Source organism: Roseovarius confluentis, from assembly GCF_002917925.1.
GTDB lineage: Bacteria > Pseudomonadota > Alphaproteobacteria > Rhodobacterales > Rhodobacteraceae > Roseovarius > Roseovarius confluentis.
In genome coordinates this window covers 1-16,718 of record NZ_PPFE01000014.1, presented here as the reverse complement: position 1 = coordinate 16,718, position 16,718 = coordinate 1, and the positions used below count along the sequence as shown (strand labels likewise).

Annotated in this window: 15 protein-coding genes and 1 pseudogene; 8 read left to right on the top strand and 8 right to left on the bottom strand. The window is 64.4% G+C overall.

The annotated features are described in order from the left end of the window. Positions 1–60 precede the first annotated feature (60 nt). The 4 genes from C2I35_RS20480 to C2I35_RS20465 form a co-directional block, all read right to left on the bottom strand. Positions 61–834, bottom strand: coding sequence for an IclR family transcriptional regulator (locus C2I35_RS20480; protein ID WP_103764904.1), 774 nt, complete (start codon positions 832–834; stop codon positions 61–63). Between the two features lie 12 nt (positions 835–846). Then, positions 847–2,205, bottom strand: a complete 1,359-nt coding sequence (locus C2I35_RS20475; RefSeq protein ID WP_103764958.1) for a TRAP transporter large permease — start codon at positions 2,203–2,205, stop codon at positions 847–849. Further along, positions 2,205–2,873 (bottom strand): TRAP transporter small permease, encoded by a 669-nt coding sequence (locus C2I35_RS20470; RefSeq protein WP_103764903.1) that lies wholly within the window; start codon positions 2,871–2,873, stop codon positions 2,205–2,207. The genes C2I35_RS20475 and C2I35_RS20470 overlap by 1 nt, the downstream gene beginning before the upstream one ends. Positions 2,874–2,975: 102 nt before the next feature. Continuing rightward, positions 2,976–4,208: a TRAP transporter substrate-binding protein gene (locus C2I35_RS20465; protein WP_103764902.1), complete on the bottom strand. Its 1,233-nt coding sequence runs from the start codon at positions 4,206–4,208 to the stop codon at positions 2,976–2,978. A 90-nt stretch (positions 4,209–4,298) separates the two neighbouring features. On the opposite strand from C2I35_RS20465, the gene C2I35_RS20460 reads away from it, so the two are divergent. Next, on the top strand, positions 4,299–5,909 hold the full coding sequence (locus C2I35_RS20460) for a GMC family oxidoreductase (protein ID WP_103764901.1): 1,611 nt from the start codon (positions 4,299–4,301) through the stop codon (positions 5,907–5,909). A 131-nt stretch (positions 5,910–6,040) separates the two neighbouring features. After that, positions 6,041–7,423 (top strand): YihY family inner membrane protein, encoded by a 1,383-nt coding sequence (locus tag C2I35_RS20455; RefSeq protein WP_170067270.1) that lies wholly within the window; start codon positions 6,041–6,043, stop codon positions 7,421–7,423. Between the two features lie 43 nt (positions 7,424–7,466). Here the strand turns inward: C2I35_RS20455 and C2I35_RS20450 are convergent, their stop codons facing one another. The 3 genes from C2I35_RS20450 to C2I35_RS20440 are packed head-to-tail and all read right to left on the bottom strand — an operon-like array spanning position 7,467 to position 9,992. Continuing rightward, on the bottom strand, positions 7,467–8,438 hold the full coding sequence (locus C2I35_RS20450; protein ID WP_103764899.1) for a pirin family protein: 972 nt from the start codon (positions 8,436–8,438) through the stop codon (positions 7,467–7,469). Between the two features lie 14 nt (positions 8,439–8,452). Then, a complete protein-coding gene (locus C2I35_RS20445) occupies positions 8,453–9,055 on the bottom strand; it encodes an alpha/beta hydrolase (RefSeq protein WP_103764898.1) in 603 nt (200 codons plus the stop codon). A 4-nt stretch (positions 9,056–9,059) separates the two neighbouring features. Then, positions 9,060–9,992 (bottom strand): ring-cleaving dioxygenase, encoded by a 933-nt coding sequence (locus C2I35_RS20440; protein ID WP_103764897.1) that lies wholly within the window; start codon positions 9,990–9,992, stop codon positions 9,060–9,062. Between the two features lie 113 nt (positions 9,993–10,105). Here C2I35_RS20440 and C2I35_RS20435 point away from each other — a divergent pair, with 113 nt between their 5' ends. From C2I35_RS20435 to C2I35_RS20410, 6 genes are all read left to right on the top strand, one after another. Continuing rightward, a complete protein-coding gene (locus C2I35_RS20435) occupies positions 10,106–11,020 on the top strand; it encodes a LysR family transcriptional regulator (RefSeq protein ID WP_103764896.1) in 915 nt (304 codons plus the stop codon). 120 nt (positions 11,021–11,140) lie between these two features. Then, complete coding sequence (locus C2I35_RS20430) at positions 11,141–12,565, top strand: circularly permuted type 2 ATP-grasp protein (protein ID WP_103764957.1); 1,425 nt, start codon at positions 11,141–11,143, stop codon at positions 12,563–12,565. 4 nt (positions 12,566–12,569) lie between these two features. Further along, on the top strand, positions 12,570–13,511 hold the full coding sequence (locus C2I35_RS20425) for an alpha-E domain-containing protein (RefSeq protein ID WP_103764895.1): 942 nt from the start codon (positions 12,570–12,572) through the stop codon (positions 13,509–13,511). 9 nt (positions 13,512–13,520) lie between these two features. Next, a complete protein-coding gene (locus C2I35_RS20420) occupies positions 13,521–14,318 on the top strand; it encodes a transglutaminase family protein (RefSeq protein WP_103764894.1) in 798 nt (265 codons plus the stop codon). A 12-nt stretch (positions 14,319–14,330) separates the two neighbouring features. Further along, the gene (locus tag C2I35_RS20415; protein WP_170067269.1) at positions 14,331–15,074 is read left to right on the top strand and encodes a proteasome-type protease; all 744 of its coding nucleotides are present in this window, start codon (positions 14,331–14,333) and stop codon (positions 15,072–15,074) included. A 106-nt stretch (positions 15,075–15,180) separates the two neighbouring features. Continuing rightward, a complete protein-coding gene (locus C2I35_RS20410) occupies positions 15,181–16,164 on the top strand; it encodes an NAD(P)H-quinone oxidoreductase (RefSeq protein ID WP_103764892.1) in 984 nt (327 codons plus the stop codon). Between the two features lie 226 nt (positions 16,165–16,390). Here C2I35_RS20410 and C2I35_RS20405 read toward each other — a convergent pair. Then, a pseudogene (locus tag C2I35_RS20405) lies at positions 16,391–16,718 on the bottom strand (tripartite tricarboxylate transporter substrate-binding protein); the annotation flags it as partial.

Below are 16,718 nucleotides of genomic sequence, written 5' to 3'. Positions count from 1 at the left end.
GGGCCGCAGGGCGATCTTCGGCGGCGCATCCCCGCCCCCGTCAGGCCGCCCAGTCCGTCCTCAGATCAGGTCTTCCAACTGCCGCGCCGCCTCGCGCAGGCGCGGCAGGTAAGCCTCTAGGTCCGACAGGCTGCACCGCTGGATCGGAGAGTGCAGCGACAAGGTCGTCACCAGCCGGTTCTGATCGTCCCGGATCGGCACCGCAACGGCGGTCATGTCGTCCATGAATTCCTCGTTGTCGGTCGAATAATTCCGCTCCCTGATGCGCGCCAGCTCCGCCATAAGCGCATCCGCATCGGTCAGCGACCGTTCGGTCCGCCGCGGCATGTCCAGGTTCTGCAACAGCCGGGACAGCTTGTCGGTGCGCAGCGATGACAGGTACATCTTGCCGCTGGCGGTACAATTGAACGGCACCTGCGTGCCCACCGGCAACTGGATGCGCAGCGGCCAATGCGTCTCGACCCGGTCGAGATACACCATCCCGTACCGTCCCGGCGCCGCCAGGTTGCAGGTCTCGCCCACATCCTCGGCCAGCCCCTTCATGATCATCAGCCGCTCGGTGCGGATGCGCTGCGACGACAGCGTGTTGATCGCCAGTGTCCGCAACCTCTTGCCCGGCCCGAACGAGCGCCCGTCGACATCGCGCTGCAAATACCCCTCCGCCTCCGCCGTGCTCAGCAACCTATGCACCGTCGGCTTCGGCAGGCCCAGCGCCGCGACCAGCGTCGACGGCGCCACCGGTACGCCCGCCTTCGCCACCTCTTCAAGCAGCACCAGCAGGCGCAGGTTGGTAGGGATCAGGTACTTTCCGTCTTCTGATTGATCGTCGGGCATGTCACGTCTTTCCTACCTGTTCGGCAACAAGACCAGCGCAAGTTCGGGGACAACAGACACCAGAACCCAGACACTGATCAAGGCGACAAGATACGGCACGGTATACTTCAGCAAGCGGAAGTACGGCACCCCCGTCACGCCGGATGCGACGTAAAGGTTAAGCCCATAGGGCGGCGTAATGAACCCGATCGACGCGCCCACCAGGAAGATCACCGAGAAATGCACCGGATCGACACCCACGCTGGCCGCAATCGGCGCAAGAATAGGCGCCAGGATGATCGTGACCGGCAGCGATTCCAGGATCATGCCCGAAAAGAACACGATCAGCATCGCGGTGAACAGCACCGGGTAATAGCCGCCCATCGAGGTCAGGAACGTGCCGATCACTTCCTGCGCACCCAACAGCGACAGGATCTGTTGCATCACCACCGAGATGGCGATGAGCGGCGCGAGGATTCCCGTGATCTGGGCCGAGCGCATGACGATGCCCGGGATTTCAGGAATGGTGAACCCTTCAACCACCAACATCGACGCATAGGACCGTTCCTCCCACGGCCTGTCGCTCCTGACCCGGAAGATCCGGCTCACCACCCAGCTCAGCAGGCCCGCGATGATGCAGAAGCCAACCGTCACGCCCGCCGCCTCGGTCGGAGAGAACTTGCCGGTATAGATGCCCCACAGCACCAGCCCGATCGCAAAAAACCCCAGCCATGCGCCGAACGCCGTCTTCAGCACCCGGTTCAGTTGGAGCGGGATCAGGTAGCCCCAGCCGTTCATCCGGCAGATGATCCAGCAGGCGAACTGCATGCCGAACACCATCAGCGCGCCGGGCAGGATCCCCGCCACGAACAGGTCCGAGATCGGCAGGTTCATCAGAAAGCCGTAGACGATGAAGATGATCGACGGCGGGATGATGATCCCCACCGTACCACCTGCGGCGGCGGTGGCCGCCGAGAACCGCTCGTCATAGCCGCCTTTCACCATCTCGGGATGCAGCATCGAACCGATGGTCGCCGTGGTGGCCGAGTTCGACCCCGAAATCGCGGCGAACAGCCCGCAGGCCCCAAGGCTCGCCATGGCCAGACCGCCGCGTAACCACCCAAGACAGGCATAGGCGAAATCGGACAATCGTCGTGCGATCCCCGACTTGTTGATCAGGTCCCCGGTCAGGATGAACAGCGGCATCGCCAACAGGGCAAACCCCTTGTTGAAGACGTTGAGCAGTTCAGCGCCAAGGTTGTCCAGCGTCAGGTTCAGCACGAAGCTGCACCCGATCACCCAGTAGGCGATCACCAGGAACACCGGCACGCCCAGCATGAACAGGAACGTCACGCCCAGTGAAATCAGCGTAATGAGGGTGCCATCGGTCATCATACGTCCCCCCCGATCACGGCTTGCTTGATCAGCGGCCGGCCCGACCGCCAGTTGGCGATATCCTCGAACAGGTTCTGAAACGTCCGCGCCGCCATCAGCAGAAACGCGATGGGCGCGGTGATCAGGAACCACCATTGCAGGGTATTGTCCGTGCCCAGCACGATCTGGAAATTCGACGCCGACAGGGCCGCGGCCCGCGCCGTTGTGACCATCACGATCACCGAGAATGTGAACCACAGCACCGCGTCCAGCATCAGGCAGGCGAACTGCGCAGGCCGCGGCATCCGGCTGCGGAATTCGGAAAAACTCAGATGCGTGCGCAGCGCGACGTTATAGGTCGCACCGAACCACGCCATGATCATGAACAGCAAGGGCGGGATCGTCGTCGACCACGGCTGCTGGTTGGAAAAGATAAAGCGGTCGATCACGCCCCAGAAAATGATGAACGCCACCGCCAGGTAAGCCACCACCATGATCGTGCGCTCCAGGTGCCGCTCGACGAAAGGCAGCGCGCGGTACATCCCCGCCAGAGCCAGCCCCCCGACCAAGGCCACCGCCGTTCCAAGGTACCACGCCGCATCGGCACTCAGCGCTTCCCGGATCATCCACGCATCGTTCGATGCGACAGCAGAGAAAATTGCTCCCACGTCGGACAAGATCGACATGACGCCCTCCCATTTTCGTTGACTTCCGGCCTATCACGCCGGTCCTGACCGCATATCGCCGGCCCGGGTCAGGGGGCCGGCGATATTTTTCTTAAGTCAGTATCAGGATTTCCACCAGCGACGCGGCTCGACATTCTCGGGCAGCATGTCCGCGGGGACCTCGCGTGCGATGTCATAGATTTCCTGATAGGTATCGATGCCACCGGCCCAGTTGTTCAGGCGCTCGCGCCAGTCGGCCCACAGGTCCGGCTGGTATTCCGGCGAACACATTTCCTCGGCCATCTTGATCTGGTCGTCTGCCAGGAACGCGTTGCGCACGTTGTTCTCGGCAAAGATCGTGTTCGGCAGCTGCGGGTCCGAGAATCCGACGGTCTTGACCAAAGCCGCCTCGTTCGCCGCCTGCACATGGGTCTGCGCCCAGTAGGCGCTTTCCATCACGGCCTCCTGCAGATGCGCGTCCAGCCCGTCGAAGACGCTCGCGCTCATCGACGTGTGCTCGGTCCCGCAGAAAAACTTCAGGTCGACACACTGGCTGACCACCGGAGACATGTTGGCATAAGCCACGGCCGAGGCCCAGGTCTCCGCCCCGTCGATCAGGCCCTGCTTCAGCCCGTCCAGCGTCTCTTCCCATGCCACCGGCACCGGGTTGAGGTTCAGCGCCTGCATGGCGATCCGGCCCAGCTGCGTGCCCGTGACCCGGTTCTTGGTGCCGAAAAGCTCCTCCAGCTTGGTCACCGTCGGCTTGTCCTCCCATGACAGACCCAACTGGATGCCCCGCAATTCACAGTGCGAGAACAGGAATTTCAGCCCGTGCCGCTTTTCCAGCGGGTCGCGCAGGATGCGCTGAGACTCGGGACTGTAAAGGAAGTGGTACTGCGACGCCCGGCCGGGGAACATGTAGGCATAATCCAGCACGTTCAGATAGGGCGCGCCGCCGGCCGAGTTCTGGGTCGACGCGGCATAGATGTCGATGATGCCCTGCTGGGTCTTCTCGACACAGCTCAGCTGGCCGCAGATCTGGTTGTTGCCGATAAACTCGACGCGAATCTCGCCGTCCGTGCGGCTTTCAAGGTCACGCGCGAATTCAAGCGCGCCCGCCCGCTCGATCAGCAGGTTCTGCGGGTTGAAACCCGACGCACCGAACTTCAGCGTGTGCTTGGCCTCTTTCGAGAATCGCCTCTCGTAGGTCGATTCCGCCGCACGGGCCAAGTTCGCCGACGTCATCGCGCCACCAAAGGCACCCGCCGCCAAGAGCGTCGAGCTCATGCCGTAAGTCCCTGCTATCTTGAAAAAATCCCGGCGCGAAACGCCCTTCACTCGGTCATAAATTGCCATTTAATCCTCCCATTTTGACAACTTTTGAGACGTATCGTTTCAAAAAACACTAGAATAGCTTTCCCGTTCTGCATAGAGTTTTTTCGTGAAATGGGAGGAAAACTGGTGAATACCGATTACGTGATCGTTGGCGCGGGCTCTGCGGGCTGCGTCCTGGCCAACCGGCTCAGCAAGGACCCCAAGGTGCGCGTGACGCTGCTCGAGGCAGGCCCGCCCGACCGAAATCCGTGGATCCACATCCCCGTCGGGTACTTCAAGACGATGCACAACCCCACGGTCGACTGGTGCTACCGGACGGAACCCGACCCGGGCCTCAACGGTCGCGCCATCGACTGGCCGCGCGGCAAGGTGCTGGGCGGGTCGTCCTCGCTCAACGGGCTTCTCTACGTCCGCGGCCAGCCGCAGGACTACGACCGCTGGCGCCAGATGGGCAACACCGGCTGGGGCTGGGACGATGTCCTTCCCCTTTTCAAACGGGCCGAAAACAACGAGCGCGGCGCCGACGCGTACCACGGCGACGCCGGGCCGCTTTCGGTGTCCAACATGCGCATCCAGCGCCCCATCTGCGACGCCTGGGTCGCCGCCGCCCAGACGGCAGGCTACCCGTTCAACCCCGATTACAACGGCGAAGATCAAGAGGGCGTGGGCTATTTCCAGCTCACCACCCGCAACGGCCGCCGATGCAGCGCGGCGGTGGCCTACCTGCGCCCCATCCGCGACCGCAAGAACCTGAACATCGTCACCCACGCGCAAGTCACCCGCGTGCTTCTCGACGGCAAGCGCGTCACCGGCGTCGAGTACCGCGACAAGGGCGGCCAGTTGCAGACCATCGGCGCAACCCGCGAGGTCATCCTGTCGGGCGGCGCCATCAACAGTCCGCAGATCCTCATGCTGTCGGGCCTCGGCGACCCCGACCACCTCAAGGAAAACGGCATCACGCCGCACCACGCCCTGCCCGGCGTGGGTCGCAACCTGCAGGACCACCTGCAAGCCCGCCTTGTCTTCAAGTGCAACGAACCCACGCTGAACGACGAGGTCCGCAGCCTCGCCTCGCAGGCCCGAATCGCGCTGAAATACGCGCTGTTCCGCGCCGGCCCGATGACCATGGCCGCCAGCCTCGCCACCGGCTTTCTCAAGACGCGCCCCGACGTGGAAACCCCCGACATCCAGTTCCATGTCCAGCCGTGGTCCGCCGACAGCCCCGGTGAGGGCGTGCATCCCTTCTCGGCCTTCACCATGTCAGTCTGCCAGTTGCGGCCCGAAAGCCGCGGCGAGATCCGTCTGAACGGCCCCGACCCCAAGACCTATCCCAAGATCCACCCGCATTACCTGTCGACCGACCTCGACTGCCGCACCCTCACCGAGGGCGTCAAGATCGCCCGCAGAATCGCCCGCCACGCGCCCCTGTCGACCAAGATCGCCGAGGAATTCCGGCCCTCGGGTGACCTCGGCATGGACGACGACGCCGCCACGCTCGACTGGGCGCGCAACAATTCGGTCTCGATCTACCATCCCACCGGCACCTGCAAGATGGGCGACGATGCGAATGCCGTCGTCGATGCCCGCCTGCGCGTGCATGGGCTGACGGGCCTGCGCGTGGCCGATTGCTCCATCATGCCGGAAATCGTCTCGGGCAACACCAACGCCCCCGCGATCATGATCGGAGAGAAATGCGCCGAACTCGTGCTGGAAGACGCCTGAGCCCGCCGACCGGGCAAAAAACAAGGGACACCGCCCTACGCGCCACCCGTCCCGGGCCTGACCCGGGACCTCAACCCCAGGGTGTCTCAAAGCCCACGCTTTGCGGAAATCGCCGCTGTCAGGCCATCGGTTTGAAAGACGATGTCCGGGACCTATGCTATCTCCCCGATATGGCGAACAAGAAATCCCGTCTGGAATACTGGCGCGAAACCAGCCCGATCGACATCCTCAAGGATATCGGAAGCTTCTTCTATTTCGCCATGCGCCGCTTCGTGAATGACGGCCTGACCCAGGCGGCGGGCGCGCTCACCTACTCCACCCTGTTGGCGCTGGTGCCGCTTCTCGTCATCGCCTTCGCCGTGCTCTCGGGCTTTCCCGCCTTCGATCCGGTCAAGATCCGCATGCAGGAAATGTTCTTCGGCATCCTCATCCCCGAAGTCGGTTCGGACGTGCGCACCTACATCTCGGATTTCACCAGCAACGCCAGTGACTTGACCGTGGCGGGCATCATTGCCCTGCCGGTCACCGCCGTGCTGCTTCTGGCCACCATCGAGGCCACGCTCAACAGCATCTGGCGCGTCGCCCGGCCCCGTCCCCTGCATGTGCGGCTGCTGACCTTCTGGGCGGTCCTGACCATGGGGCCGCTCCTGATCGGGGCCAGCTTCACGCTGACCACCGACGTCATGCGCCCGCTTCAGGACTGGGCCAAGGACACGGGCTACCTGCCGTCGCTCAACCTGCGCTCGGACTGGCCCCGCACGGTGCTCGCGGTGGTCAACACGACCTTCGTCTTCACCCTGCTCTACTGCGTCGTGCCCGCCGTGCAGGTCAAGGTCCGCAACGCGCTCATCGGCGGCGCCTTCGCCGCGGTCGCCTTCCAACTGCTGCAATGGGGGTTCAACACCTTCGTTACCTCTTCCGCGACCTATTCCACGATCTACGGCGCCGTCGCGGTATTCCCGATCTTCCTGATCTGGATCTATTCTTCCTGGACGGTGATCATCCTCGGTGCCGTGCTCACCGCCTCCTTTCCCGACTGGTGGCGCCGCCGCGACTCGCTCTCGGGCGGTCCGCTCACCCCCGCCGAAACGCTGCAAGTCGCCGTCGCCCTTCTTGCCGCGCTGGTCCGGCTGGCGCCGAATGGCCAGTCGCTCAGCCATGACGACCTCGCCGAAGCCGTGCCGCTCTTGGCGCGTGACTCCACGGTGGAGGCCCTGCTCGAGGCCAACTACATCGTCGAAACCGAGGACGGCGAACTTTGTCTCTCGCGCGACCTGCACCGGGTCACCGTGGCCGAACTGGCCCGCGACATCGGGCTCAGCCTCGGTCGCACCCGCGACATGAGCGACCGCCCCTCGCTGGAGCAGGTGGCGGGCACCACCGGCACCCTGCCCGACCTGCTGACCCGCCTGCGCAAGGCCGAGGACGATATCCTCGACCAGTCCGTCGCCTCGGTCATCGCCGGAAAAACGCCCGAGCCGGACGAAACCTCCGGCGCGATCAAGCTCTACTGAACGCTGCGTAGGGTGGGGTTCCACCCCACCACGTCCGCACGCTCTACCCCTTGGGCCGCTTCACCTTCATCCGCTCCATGTCGTCCGTGATGGGGATGAACTCGTCAGCATCCCCCGGCGGTAGCCTGAACGGTCCGCCGTCCCAATCCGCCGCCTTCCACGCTTTCTTTGCCGCCTCGATCTTCTCGACATCGGACGACACGAAATTCCACCAGATATACCTTGGCCCGTTAAACGTCTCACCGCCCAGCGCCATCACCCGCGCGCCTTGCGGCCCCGCCTTCACGCTCATCCGGTCGCCGGGGCGGAACACCATCATCCGGCCTGCCTCGAACACCTCGCCCGCGATCTCCACGCTGCCTTGCGTCACGTACAGCCCTCGGTCCTCGTGCTCGTCGGGCAGCGGAAAAGTCGCCCCCGGCGCCAGCACCGCATCGGCATAGAAGATCTCCGACTGCATCGTCACCGGGCTCTTTTCACCCCAGCCCGTGCCCAGGATCAACCGCACCTCCGCGCCGCCATCGTTCAGGAACGGCAGCGCCGCCTCCTTGTGATGCTCGAAATCCGGCGCCATGTCCTCGCGGTCCTCTGGCAAGGCAATCCATGTCTGGATGCCAAAGAGGTTATGCCGCGTGCCCCGCGTCTCCTCGCTGGTGCGTTCCGAGTGGGTCACGCCCTGCCCCGCCAGCATCCAGTTCACCTCGCCGGGATAGATCATCTGGTGCGTGCCCAAACTGTCGCGATGTTCGAACTCGCCCTGGTACAGATACGTCACTGTCCCCAGCCCGATATGCGGATGCGGCCGCACGTCGATCCCGCCCTCGGTGATGAACTCCGCCGGCCCCATCTGGTCGAAAAAGATGAACGGGCCGACCATCTGCCGCTCGGGGCTCGGCAACGCGCGCCGCACCTCGAAGCCGCCCAGGTCCCGCGCGCGCGGGATGATCAGCGTTTCTATGCCCTCCAGCCCAGCGGCATCGGGACAATCGGGGTTCTGCGTCGGGTTCCAACTCATCTCGCTCTCCTGTTTCAGGTCAAATGACGCGCCAGCGCCTGCACTTCCTCGGGCCGTATCTCGTGCCCGCCATCATGGATTACTGTCTCGACGTCCGCACCCTGCGCCGCCAGCCATTCGATGAGCCGCGCACTAAGCGGCCAGGGACAGATCGGATCCTGCCGCCCCGCCGTGACAAGCACGCGTCGCCCGTCCAGCCCCGTGACCGGCGCTGGCTCCCACGGGATCAGCGGGTGCAGCAGCCCCACCCGGTCGAACAGCTCCGGCCGCGCCATCATCACCGAGGCCAGTATATTCGCCCCGTTGGAATAGCCGAAGCCATATGTTTGCACGCCCGGAAACGCGGCTTTCCGCGCCTCGACGAAGCGCACCATCGCCTCCGTGCGCCTGGCCAGGTCGTCCATGTCATAGACCCCCTCGCCCGTGCGCCGGAAAAACCGCGCCGCGCCATGTTCCGACACGTCCCCGCGAGGCGAAACGATCCCCGCCCGTGGGTTCACCTGCCGGACAACGTCAAAGAACTGCGACTCGTCCCCGCCCGTGCCGTGAAAGGCAAAGACCAGCGGTGCGCCCGCATCGGGCGCCCGCGTCTTGGCATGGTACAGATCCAGCGCCATCGCCTCACTCCACCAGCTGCGGCAGATGCGCCTCGATCTTCGCACGGTGCGGCTCGTACCGGTCCGGCAGCTTCAGCGCCGATCCCAGGTTCGCCGTATCCTCGTCCCGGTCGAACCCGGGCTCGTTGGTGGCCACCTCGAACAGCACACCGCCCGGCGTGCGGAAATAGATCGACCAGAAATAGTCGCGGTCGATCACCGGCGTCACGTCATACCCTGTGTCCACCAGCCGCTTGCGCACGTCCAGCTGCGTCGCCCGATCCTCGACCGAGAACGCGATATGGTGCACCGACCCCGCGCCCTGGTGGGCCGGTTTGGCACTCGGCGCCTCCTGCAGGTCGATCGTGTCGGCCGCATTGCCACCCTCGATCACGTATCGCGTCAGGTCGCCCTGGGTGTCCATCTTCTGATACCCCATGAAGCGCAACAGCTCGCCCGTGGCATCCGCATCGCGCAGCGCAAAGCGCGCGCCGTGAAAGCCCAGGATCGCGGCACTTTCCGGCACGTCCGCCCCGGTCCAGGGCGTGCGCCCGCGCACGTCCGTTTCGACCAGCGCGAAACCATCGCCATCAGGCCCGTCAAAGCCCAGACGCTTCTCGCCAAAGGCTTCGTCCTCGGCCAGCCCGGTCACGCCTGCGGCGGCCAGCCGGTCTTTCCAATAGCCCAGCGCGCCATGTGGCACGGCGAACTCGGTCACGCCCACTTCGCCCACGCCCCGCGTGCCGCGCGGCATCTGGCCGAAGGGGAAGGTCGTCATCACCGCCCCCGGCGTGCCCACCTCGTCGCCGAAATAAAGGTGATAGACCTCCGGCGCGTCGAAATTCACCGTGATCTTCACCCGGCGCAATCCCAGCACCTTGGTAAAGAACGCGTTGTTGTCATTGGCGTCGCCCGCCATCGACGTCACGTGATGCAGACCCTTGATCTCGGTAATCATGCTGTCGCCCTTTCGGTTGAAGAACTGTTACCGTGCAATCTGGGGCAAAGACCCTCGCAGGGGAATAGCAACAAACTTGCATAGACTATTGCACATGGGGCAATAATGCTCTCATGCAGGATATCAAACCCATCCGCGTCTTCCTCGAAGTGGCCGAGCGGCGCAGCTTCGCCGCCGCCGCCCGCGCGCTCGACATGACCCCCTCCAGCGTCACGCGCATTGTCGCGCGGCTCGAAGACAGCCTTGGCCAGCAGCTTCTCCTGCGCACCACCCGCAAGGTCTCGCTCACCGATGCCGGCGCCGTGGTGGCGGCCCGCTATCGCCCCCTTCTGGCGGAACTCGATGCCACCACCGACGCGCTGATGCACGCCGCCCATCCCGACGCCGGCCGCCTGCGCCTCAACGCGCCCATGTCGCTGGGCCTGCGCCTGATGCCGGGCCTGATCGCCGCCTTCCGCGACGCCTACCCCCGGGTCGATCTCAGCGTCACCCTGACCGACCGCTTCGTCGACATCATCGAAGACCCCTATGACCTGTCGATCCGCATCTCCGGCCCACCGTCGGACAAGTCCACCATCTGGCGCAAGATCTGCGAGGTACCACGCCACGCCGTCGCCGCCCCGTCGCTCTTTGCGGGCACCGCCGCACCCACCGACCCCGCCGACCTGCCGCGCGAGATGTGCCTCTCCTACAGCGCCACCGGCACGCCGGAGACCTGGGAGTTCACCCGCGAGCAGGCCCATCGCAGCGTCCAGGCGGGAAGCAGCCTCATCACCAACAATGGCGACCTGCTCTATCAACTGGCCAGCCACGGCCAGGGCATCACCGTCCTGCCGGACTTTCTCGTGGCCGACGGGCTTGCCTCGGGCGATGTCACGATCCTTCTGCCTGACTGGCAGGTCACACCGCTCTGGCTCACGCTTTTCTACCCGCCCTACGAGGCGTTTCCGCCGCCTGTGGCCACCTTCACCACCTTCTTCGAGGACTATATCCGCCGCACCGCGCCGGTCTTCTTCCGCTTCGCCTGACAAGGCCCTGCACAAAAATCCAGCAGTTCCGGCCCCTTAGCCCAACCCACTCAGCCTCCGGCAATGCACTATCTTGCCAGCTTCGCGCCTGCCTGCTTCTATGAAACGCCGGAGGTGAACATGTCATCAGAACCTTTCTTCGACGAAATGTGGGGCACCAGCCAAACCCTGCGTGATCCCTATGCCAGCTTCCACGAGTGGTTCGACTCCGAAGACCCCGCCCGCCTGCGCGCCAAACAGCGCGAGGCCGAAGACCTCTTTCGGCTCACCGGCATCACCTTCAACGTCTACGGCCGGGCCGAGGCCGAAGAACGGCTGATCCCCTTCGACATCATTCCGCGCATCCTGTCCGGCAACGAATGGTTCAAGCTGTCGCGCGGCATCGAACAGCGCGTGCGCGCGATCAACGCCTTCCTGCACGACATCTATCACAAGCAGGAAATCGTGAAGGCCGGACGCCTGCCCGCCGAGATGATCGCCAAGAACGAGGCGTTTCTGCCCCACATGATCGGGGTCGAGCCGCCCGGCAGCGTCTACACCCATATCGTCGGCATCGACGTGGTGCGCACCGGCCCGGGCGAGTTCTTCGTGCTCGAGGACAACGCCCGCACGCCATCAGGCGTCAGCTACATGCTGGAAAACCGCGAAACCATGCTCCAGATGTTCCCCGAGCTGTTTTCGCGCAACCGCGTCCAGCCGGTGCAGAACTACCCCACCAACCTGCGCCGCTCGCTCGCCGCCTGCGCGCCCGCAGGCACCAAGGACGCGCCCGTCGTGGCCGTGCTGACCCCCGGCATCTACAACTCCGCCTATTTCGAACACGCCTTCCTGGCCGACCAAATGGGCGTCGACCTCGTCGAGGGCCACGACCTGCGCGTGGTCGACGGCCGCGTGGCGATGCGCACCACCCGCGGCTACAAACCCATCGACGTGCTTTACCGCCGCGTCGACGACGACTTCATCGATCCGCTCAATTTCAATCCCGACAGCCAGCTTGGCGTCGCGGGCATCATGGATGTCTACCGCGCCGGCGGCATCACCATCGCCAACGCGCCGGGCACCGGCATCGCCGACGACAAGGCGATCTATTCCTACATGCCCGATATCGTCGAGTTCTACACCGGCGAACAGCCCTTGTTGCCCAACGTCCCCACCTGGCGCTGCTCCGAGGCCGACGACTACGCCTATGTCCGCGAGCACCTCGCCGAACTGGTGGTGAAAGAGGTCCACGGCTCGGGCGGCTACGGCATGCTCGTGGGCCCCGCCGCGTCGAAAAAGGAGATCGCCGACTTCGCCAAGAAACTCGACGCCAAGCCCTCGAACTACATCGCCCAGCCCACGCTCAGCCTGTCGACCGTGCCCACTTTCACGAACAAGGGTCTCAGCCCGCGCCACGTCGACCTGCGCCCCTTCGTGCTGGTCAATCCCGACGGCATCCAGATCACCCCCGGCGGTCTGACGCGCGTTGCTCTCAAGAAAGGCTCGCTGGTGGTGAACTCGTCGCAGGGCGGCGGCACCAAGGACACCTGGGTGCTGGAGGACTGATGCGATGCTAGGCAAAACCGCAAACGGCCTCTTCTGGCTTTTCCGCTACCTCGAACGGGCCGAAAACACCGCCCGCCTGATCGAAACCGGCCAGCGCATCGCGCTGACACGCATGGGTGACAGCGCGGCAGAATGGCGCTCGGTGCTGCAATCCGCCGGCGTCTGGCCCGCTTTCGAGGCGGCAAAGGGCGAGGTCACCAAGGAGGCCGCGATCAACTGGCTTCTGCGCGACCGCAACAACGGGTCATCCGTCTATTCCTGCATCTGCGCCGCCCGCCAGAACGCGCGACTGGTGCGCACCGCCCTTACCGGCGACATGTGGGAAGCGATCAACAGCGCCTACATGAACGCACAGGAAAACCTTGCCCGCCAGGTGGCCGAACGCGACCTGCCCGGCTGCCTGCGCACCCTGCGCCAGAACACCTCGCTGGTGCGCGGCATGACCCACGGCACCATGCTGCGTGGCGAACGCTATGATTTCGCCCGGCTCGGCACCTTCCTTGAACGCGCCGACAACACCGCGCGTATCCTCGACGTGAAATACTACGTCCTTCTGCCATCGGCGCGCGCCGTGGGCTCGGCGCTCGACAACGTGCAATGGGAAACCATCCTGCGCTCCGTCGCGGCGCGCGGCGGCTTCCGCATGGAATACGGCGCCGATTCCGGCCCTCGCGACATCACCCATTTCCTCATTCTCGACCAGCGCCTGCCGCGCAGTCTCGCCTTCTGCGCCGCCCAGCTTCAGGAAAACCTGCGCAGCCTCAATGCCGGCAACGCGCATCCCTCCGACGCCATGAAGAAGCTCGACTTCATCAACCGCAAGTACCTCGCCCACGAGGTCGACGCGATCTTCGACTACGGCCTGCACGAATTCATCACCGAGATCATCGCCCTCCTCGCCGACCTTGCGCAGGAAATCGAGCGCGAATACCGCTTCTACGAGTGACCCACACCCATGCATCTGCAAATCAAGCACATCACCCGCTACCGCTTTTCCGGCCCCGTGACCTATGGCCTGCAACAGCTGCGCAAGACGCCCAAGACCACGCGCGCCCAGCACATCCTGAACTGGACCACCAGCATCGAGAATGGCCGTAAGGAACTGGACTTCACCGACCACCACAACAACGCCGTCGAGCTCATCAGCTTCGACCGCGACACGACCGAGCTCACAGTCAGCAGCGAAGGTGAGGTCGTACTCGAGGATGTCAGCGGCATCCTGGGGCGGCACCTCGGCCCCGCGCCGCTCTGGCTCTATGAACAGCCCACCAAGCGGACCGAGGCCAAATCCGGAGCCCGCGCCCTGATCCGCAAGGTCGACGAGCCGGACCCGCTCGACCGCCTGCACGCGCTCAGCAAGACGATCCGCGACAGCGTGCCCTTCGAGGTCGGCGCGTCCGAGCCCAGCTGGTCCGCCGAGGATGCCATCACCCACGGCAAGGGCGTCTGCCAGGACCACACCCACATCTTCCTGGCCTGCGCCCGCGCCATGGGTTTTCCGGCCCGCTACGTCTCGGGCTACCTCATGCTCGACGACCGCACCGCGCAGGAGGCGATGCACGCCTGGGCCGAGGCGCATGTCGACGCGCTGGGGTGGGTCGGCTTCGACATATCCAACGGAATTTCGCCCGACACACGCTACGTCCGCGTTGCAACGGGCCTCGATTACGCCGATGCTGCGCCCATCACAGGCACCAGAATCGGCGGCCCCGAGGAACAGCTCGAGGTCGAGATCGACGTTACCCAACAATAGCGAAGGACGGGCATGACATATTGCGTGGGAATGGTTCTCGACCGGGGCCTCGTTTTCATGTCGGACACCCGCACCAATGCCGGGCTGGACAACATCTCGACCTTCAAGAAGCTGACAAGCTGGGAAAGCCCCGGCGAGCGGATGATCACGCTACTGTCCGCAGGCAACCTCGCCACCACGCAATCCGTCATCAGCCTGCTGGACGAGCGCGCCAAGTCCCCCGGCGACCGCACGCCCTCCCTGCTGGGCGTCCCCTCGCTGTTCCAGGCCGCGCGCATGGTCGCCGACACCCTGCGCGAGGTGATCGAGCGCACGGGCGAATCCGGCCAGCGCGCCGAAGGCACGTTCAACGCCACCATCATGCTGGGCGGCCAGATCGCCGGCAGCCCGCCCCGCCTCTTCCTGATCTACCCCGAGGGCAATTTCATCGAGGCGGGCGACGACACGCCCTTCTTTCAGATGGGCGAAACCAAGTACGGCCGCCCCATCCTGGTGCGCGCCTTCGATCCGGATCTCAGCTTCGAGGCCGCGATGAAGCTCCTGCTGGTCAGCTTCGATTCCACGCTCAAGGCCAACCTGACCGTGGGCGCGCCCTTCGATTACCACATCTACGAAACCGACAGCCTGACAATCGGCCAGACTGGCCGGATCGAGGCCGACAGCCCCTATTTCCAGGCCGTCTCCGAGGGCTGGGGCGAGGCGCTGAAGAACGCCCTCGACAGCCTGCCCGATGTGGACTTGTCAGAACTCGGCTAGCCGCCTCTCGTAGGGTGGGTGAAAACCCACCATCCCGGCCAATCCGGTTGAAACCCCTCGCATTAAATGCACATTCAGGGTCAAGCTCAAGAAAAGGACGACCCAAATGCTGCCCGAGACGATGAAAACCGTGGAAATGCGCGAACCCGGCAAACCCGAGGTGCTGGAGATAGGCGAACGCCCCGTCCCCGAACCCGCGCCGTCCGAGGTGCTCATCAAGGTCACCGCCACGGGCGTCAACGGCCCCGATCTCGTCCAGCGCCGTGGCCACTACCCGCCGCCCAAGGGGGCCTCCGACCTTCTGGGGCTCGAGGTCTCGGGCGAGGTCGCCGCCGTGGGCGACAACGTGACCGGCTGGGCCGTGGGCGATGCGATCTGCGGGCTGACCAATGGCGGCGGCTATGCCGAATACGTGGCCGTCGACGCCACCCATTGCCTGCCCATTCCAACGGGCATGGATGCAACCGATGCCGCCGGCCTTTGCGAGACGTATTTCACCGTCTGGTCCAACCTCTTCCTCGACAGGCCCCCGGCCCCCAAGGACCTCCTGCTTGTCCATGGCGGCGCCGGCGGCATCGGCTCCACCGCAATCCAGTTGGGCCGCGCCCTGGACATGCGCGTCTTCACCACCTGCACCGGCAAGGACGACGCCGACTATGTAACGCAGCTCGGCGCCGAACGCGCCATCGACTTCAAGACCGAGGATTTCGTGCCCATCGTCCGCGAGGCCGGCGGTGCCAATCTCATCCTCGACATCATCGGCGGCGATTACGTGGCCCGCAACATCAAGGCCGCCCATGCCGATGCCCGCATCGTGCAACTCGCGTTCAACGGCGGCTCGAAGATGGAAATCGACCTGATGCCCGTGATGCTCAAGCGGCTCACCTATACCGGCTCCACCCTGCGGTCGCGCCCCGACACGTTCAAGACCCGCGTGGCGCAAGATCTCCTGGAAAAAGTCTGGCCGCTTCTGGCCGAGGGCACGGTCGGCACCTACACTCACAAGGTATTCCCGTTCGAGGAAGCGACGGCGGCACACGAGTTGATGGAATCCGCCACCCACCGCGGCAAGATCCTGCTCCGCCCCTGACCCCCGTTCCACAGGCCAAGACTTTTGCAGCGCACGTTCCGTTAAATCGCGCGGAGTTTGAAATGCGTACCGATGCAGTACCTCCAGCGATACCGACGCGATACCGACGTGCCATTTTCGAAGAATCCGGCACCGTTAACCTGATCGACCACTGAAAAGGGCGACGCATCACCTGCGCCGCCCTTGACCTTCAACCACCGTTAATTCTTCGGTGATATCCCTTGTTTTACTCGCCGGTGATGGACGCGGCGCCGACCTTTTCGATCAGCTTCTCGTGCGCGACCTTCTGGTTCGCGTGGAACGTGGCAAGGTCCTCGCCTTTCATCATCGTCTCGCAGGTCAAACCATCGGACTTGCAGAACGCCTGCCATTCCTCGCTGTCGAACAGCTCCTGGAACAGGTTCACGTACCACTCGACCGCCTCGGGATCCATGTCCGGCGGGCCGTTGACCGAGCGCTGCATGTAGTACTCGATCTCCACGCCCAGCTCCTTGGCCGTCGGCACGTCCGGGAAGGCCGGCATACGCTCGGCGGTGAACTGCACCAGCGGCTTG